Genomic DNA, 5,046 nt, shown 5'->3' with positions numbered 1-5,046 from the left:
TATCTGGTGCTTTTACAAACAAAGAGTTTCAAGTTGGTGCTTATTCAAATGAATCTATTAAAGCTTCAATTGGTGCAACAACAAGTGATAAAATCGGGCAAGTAAGAGTTGCAACAGGTGGGTTAATCACAGCAGCAAACACAGTTAAGCTTACATTTAAAAATGTAGATGGTGTGAATGATGTGTCATTACAATCTGTTAAAATCTCTACAAGCGTTGGCACAGGTATTGGCGTGTTAGCTGAAGTTATCAATAAAAACTCTGATAAAACAGGTATTAGAGCGGTAGCAAATGTTATCTCAACTTCTGATGCTATGGTAAAATCAGGAACAATGTCAAATGTTATTATTAATGGTATTACGCTTGGTGATATTAATGACATTAAAGCTGGTGACTCTGATGGTCGTTTGGTGCAAGCATTCAACGCGGTAACAAACCAAACAGGTGTTGAAGCCTACACAGATGAGAGAGGGCGACTAAACTTGCGAAGTGTTGATGGTCGTGGTATTAAAATCTCTATGGGTGCGAATGAAAAAGGGCAAGATGGTAAAGTCCCACCACTTTCAGTTACTTCTATGAATGGCGGTCAAAAGCTTGAAGGTAAGGGTTCTGAAAACTATGGACGATTGTCTTTGACACGACTTGATGCAAGGGATATTGTGGTAATGTCTGCTGCTGATGCAAAAGGACTTTATAAGGCGATTGGCTTTGATAACCAACAAGTTGCTAAAACGGTTGTGAATTTGCGTGATACTATGGGTGAGTTTAACAAGGATGTTAAGTCAGCAGCTGGTGCAAACTTTAACTCTGTTGTTGCGAGTGGTGGTGCAGCCCTTGGTGCTGGTGTTATGACTTTAAGAGGTGCGATGGTTGTTATGGATATTGCTGAATCTGCGACTAAGATTCTAGATAGAATCCGTGCGGATTTAGGTTCTGTTCAAGGGCAAATGATTTCAACTGTGAATAACATTTCTGTAACACAAGTAAATGTTAAAGCGGCTGAAAGTCAAATTAGAGAAGTGGATTTCGCTCAAGAATCTGCAAACTTTAATAAGCTTAATATCTTAGCTCAATCTGGTAGCTATGCGATGAGTCAAGCAAACGCTGTGCAACAACATGTTATCCGCTTACTTCAATAGTAGCTATTAGGGCTTGGCTTAAGCCTGCTTAACTTTTACTTTGTCTCCTTATAAGTTACCCTTTTTAAAAGGGTAATGCTATACCCACAAATATGGAAACGAAGTAACATTTTTATCCCGCTAAAAACCATCATTTACTCAAAAAATACTACAAGCTATACAACATAAGATTGTTAAAAACACCTAAAATACGAATGCTTATGCTATGCGATTTGGGAAAAATGAATTTTCTAAAAAAATAGGTCTAAACACTTTGATATAAATAAATTATGCTATAATATTAGGCTAAAAGTTTATGGGATTTTAGAATCATAAGGAACTTATCATGATGAATGAACTACTAAGCAAGACTATCGAAAACTTGCCGCCATTGCCAGAAACCGTGGTGAAATTGCGTAACTATATCGACAAGTCTGGCTCTGATGTGCGTGTGCAAGAAGTGGTTAATATCATTTCACAAGACCCTTTTTTGACTGCTGATTTATTGCGTTTGGCAAACTCCCCTTATTATGGATTCTCACGCGAAATCTCTACAATCAATCAAGTAGTTGCACTTTTAGGTGTAACAAATATAAAAAATATTGCTATTGCTAATTCATTAAAAGGTAAGCTAACGATTAATGTCGCCCCTTATGGTTTGGATACACAGACATTTTTACGCAATTCTAGCGAAGAGGCAAATTTTGTTACCGAATGGCTAGGCGATGAAGATAAGAAGTTAGCACAGGAACTCGTCCCCTGCGTTATGCTTTTGCGTCTTGGCATGATTCTATTTTCAAGTATGCTTATACAACAAAAAAAGGATAAAGAGTTTTTAGAACTCATCAAACAAAATAATTATCAAAATATTTCATTTGTAGAAAATGAATTTTTTGGCACTGATCATTTATCATTTTCTGGTTTTCTTTTCAATCATTGGAAATTTGATGAAGATTTGATTGAAAGTCTTGCCTATATTACCGCACCACATGCAGTTTCCGACCATGTGAAGAAAAACTCTTATGCACTTGCTATTGCAAACAGAATCTTTGAGCCATATCAAGGTGGTAGCCCATATAATGTGCATGAAGCAGTCGCTTTAATACAAGAGGCAGCATCGCAAGGCATTAAATTTGACCTTGATAATTTTAAAAGCAAACTACCACATGAAGCAAAAATCAATTTAAGTGTCGCCGTGTATTAATCCCCACTTTTTAGCGGTTTTACCGCATAAGATTCTATATTCCTAACCAGATTTGGGTGGGTTGTGGGGTTTAGGGTGCAATTTATAGAGTCTAGATTCTAATATTTGTCATGTTGAGCGTAGCGAAACATCTAAAGACTTGGAAATGATAAAAGAGTCTAAACAAGATTCTAATATAGAATCTAGAAAAGATATTTCGTGTTTGCGTACTCAATATGACAAGAGTCTAGATCCATAACAAATTGTCATACTGAGGCGTTAGCCGAAGTATCTAATATAGAATCTAATTCTATTCCTATTTACAAGGTTTATTATGCAAGATTTTATTAATCCTTATAGAGATACAAAACATATACAAGCATTAAGCAGTAAAATTAATAAGATTTCACAAAACCTGCAAGAAAAGCTTTATATAATGGAAGTTTGTGGCGGACATACACATACACTTATGAAATATGGCTTAAAAAGCCTTTTAGATTCTACAAACATTTCTTTCATACATGGGCCGGGCTGCCCTGTGTGTATCATGCCAAAATCACGCATTTCACAAGCCTACACACTCGCCATGATGCCTGATGTCATCTTACTCACACTTGGTGATATGATTAAAGTGCCGGGGGCTTCTGGCTCTTTAGCTGATGCGCGTGCAAGGGGTGCTGATGTGAGATTTGTGTATTCCCCATTTGATTGCCTAGCAATTGCAAAAGAGAATCCAAATAAAAAAATCGTGTATTTTGCCATAGGTTTTGAGACGACAACGCCAATGACTGCAGCATTACTTAATCGTGCTATCAACATGGGATTAGAGAATCTCTTCTTGCATATCAACCATGTTTTAGTGCCTCCACCCGTGCGTGCTATCCTTGATGATAAAAGAGCAAAGGTAAATGCCCTTATCGCCCCATCTCATGTGAGTGTTATAAGCGGTTCTAAAATCTATGTGCCACTCGCAAATGATTATAAGATTCCAATCGTTGTAAGCGGTTTTGAGCCAGTGGATATGCTTGAGAGTATTTTGCATATTGTAGAGCAAAAACTCGCAGGAAAGCATGAAGTCTTTATGCAATATTCTCGTGCTGTAAGCATGGAGGGAAATCTCAAGGCTCAAGAGATGACAAATACTTATTTTGAAATTGCTCCAAGCTTTGTATGGAGAGGGCTAGGGGCGATTCCTAATTCAAGTTTAAGATTAAAAAAGGAATATCACAAGTTTGACGCAGAGATTCATTTCAATCTTGAAGAAGTAGAGGTTAAAGAATCAAAGCATTGCCTTTGCGGTGAGATTCTAAAAGGACTTGCTATGCCAAAAGATTGCAAAGTTTTTGGTAAAGCTTGCACACCAACAAAGCCTATGGGAAGCTGCATGGTAAGTAGCGAGGGTGCTTGTGCGGCGTATTATAAATATGGTGTGTTGCAGTGATTCTAATGTATTAGAATCTTTGTATATTAAGAAGTCTTTCATATCGCTTCCTTGCATATCAAAGTTCTTACTTAGAATCTTTTATAGCAGAGTTATTTAATAGAATCTTTGATACATAGATTCAAAGCATATGAAATAAATAATGGTTTCAAAAATAAAACTTATCTCAAATCACACAATACAATACGGCATTCATAATGGCATGTAAATACAACTAAATCTATTATATGAAATACAAGAATAATATTGTGGCAAACATTGCCACAATATGCAAGAAGGAAGGGAAGAAGAAAGACTTAATGCTATGAAATTAAGTCTTTTGGTTGAATTAATGTGTTATTTCAACATATATCTGTCCATCATCTGTGTGCCTTGCCGTGTAATGTATCGTATCTTCTTCGCTTCGACCCGTTGCTGTATGCGTTACTTTTGCCATAACCTGACATGTAACTTGTTTTTTGCTTCATTCGTCTCATTTGTTGCAAAGCCATCAAAACTCACTTTAACACTGTCTCCAAATTGTTGTTTAAAAATCTTTTCCAAAACTCTCGTAGTATCATCACCTTTACAAGTCGGCATACCACTGCCACAACCAACGATAAAAAATCCTGCTACACATAAACTCGCAATTTTATACAATTTCATACTGTATCCTTTCAAATCAAAAAATTAAAATTAAACAAAAAACCTAACAAAAGCTACACGCCAAGCTGCATAAGCATCATATTGAGCTTATTGAGATTATCTACTTTAATGCCTTTTTGCACGAAAAATAAATCCGCTAACCACCAAATATAAAGTCCGCCAAGAGTGCATATTTTTGCTATACCCATACCTATATCACCCTTATAGAATCTATCTACACCAACTACACCACCAATTATGCCACATATTAATCCTGTCATAGGGGTTTTAAACTGGATTGTAGCTAGCATGCTTGCCTTATCGTCAGGTAACTTTTCGAGCCACTTTTGTATGCCAACAAGTGTGCCTTCAGGTAAGAGATTTGCCCATGTAGCAGTAAGCGCCATAAGCTGACTTTGATCCATTTTTTCTCCTTACTTAAACTAAATTGAAAGTTGATTTTACAAAAAAAAAAAACGAGTCAAGCATTATTAAACATTTATTTACAATTATTATAAAATACAATAAAAGTATGAAAAATTTTATGAAATAGAGTTGCTAGGAATGCAAAAATATGAAGTAAATATGCTATGTAGAAATTCCCAAGCAATGGAGCGCAAAGCTTGATACCAAATAGACAACATAAAATCTTAAAAATACAGATTCTACTTTGTGTTGCA

The 5,046-nt window shown here is 36.0% G+C and carries 6 protein-coding genes; 3 read left to right on the top strand and 3 right to left on the bottom strand.

Going from position 1 to position 5,046, the window contains the following annotated elements; genetic code table 11:
• The 3 genes from T368_RS14065 to hypD all read left to right on the top strand — a co-directional run.
• Positions 1-1,139 (top strand): flagellin (locus T368_RS14065; RefSeq protein WP_034595254.1); only part of this gene is annotated, 1,139 nt, incomplete at its 5' end.
• Between the two features lie 325 nt (positions 1,140-1,464).
• Entirely contained in the window at positions 1,465-2,322 is an 858-nt protein-coding gene (gene cheP / locus T368_RS0110905; protein ID WP_080695806.1) for a cheVAW transcriptional regulator CheP, read from the top strand.
• Positions 2,323-2,635: 313 nt separating this feature from the next.
• Positions 2,636-3,742, top strand: a complete 1,107-nt coding sequence (hypD, locus tag T368_RS0110900) for a hydrogenase formation protein HypD (protein ID WP_004088444.1) — start codon at positions 2,636-2,638, stop codon at positions 3,740-3,742.
• Positions 3,743-4,165: 423 nt separating this feature from the next.
• On the opposite strand, the gene T368_RS0110895 is transcribed toward hypD, so the two are convergent.
• From T368_RS0110895 to T368_RS16380, 3 genes are all read right to left on the bottom strand, one after another.
• Positions 4,166-4,387, bottom strand: coding sequence for a hypothetical protein (locus tag T368_RS0110895; protein ID WP_004088443.1), 222 nt, complete (start codon positions 4,385-4,387; stop codon positions 4,166-4,168).
• Positions 4,388-4,440: 53 nt separating this feature from the next.
• The gene (locus T368_RS0110890) at positions 4,441-4,791 is read right to left on the bottom strand and encodes a TM2 domain-containing protein (protein ID WP_004088441.1); all 351 of its coding nucleotides are present in this window, start codon (positions 4,789-4,791) and stop codon (positions 4,441-4,443) included.
• Positions 4,792-4,865: 74 nt separating this feature from the next.
• Positions 4,866-5,046: hypothetical protein (locus T368_RS16380; protein ID WP_211248559.1), on the bottom strand; the 181-nt coding region annotated here is incomplete at its 5' end.

This window comes from Helicobacter bilis ATCC 51630 (assembly GCF_000686565.1).
Lineage (GTDB): Bacteria > Campylobacterota > Campylobacteria > Campylobacterales > Helicobacteraceae > Helicobacter_A > Helicobacter_A bilis.
The sequence above is the reverse complement of the archived record's forward strand: the minus strand, read 5'-3'. Positions and strand labels throughout refer to the sequence as shown.

Coding starts and splice junctions, on each gene's coding strand:
- cheP (WP_080695806.1), top strand. CDS start 1,465: ATGATGAATGAACTACTAAGCAAGACTATCGAAAACTTGCCGCCATTG.
- T368_RS0110895 (WP_004088443.1), bottom strand. CDS start 4,387: ATGAAATTGTATAAAATTGCGAGTTTATGTGTAGCAGGATTTTTTATC.
- hypD (WP_004088444.1), top strand. CDS start 2,636: ATGCAAGATTTTATTAATCCTTATAGAGATACAAAACATATACAAGCA.
- T368_RS0110890 (WP_004088441.1), bottom strand. CDS start 4,791: ATGGATCAAAGTCAGCTTATGGCGCTTACTGCTACATGGGCAAATCTC.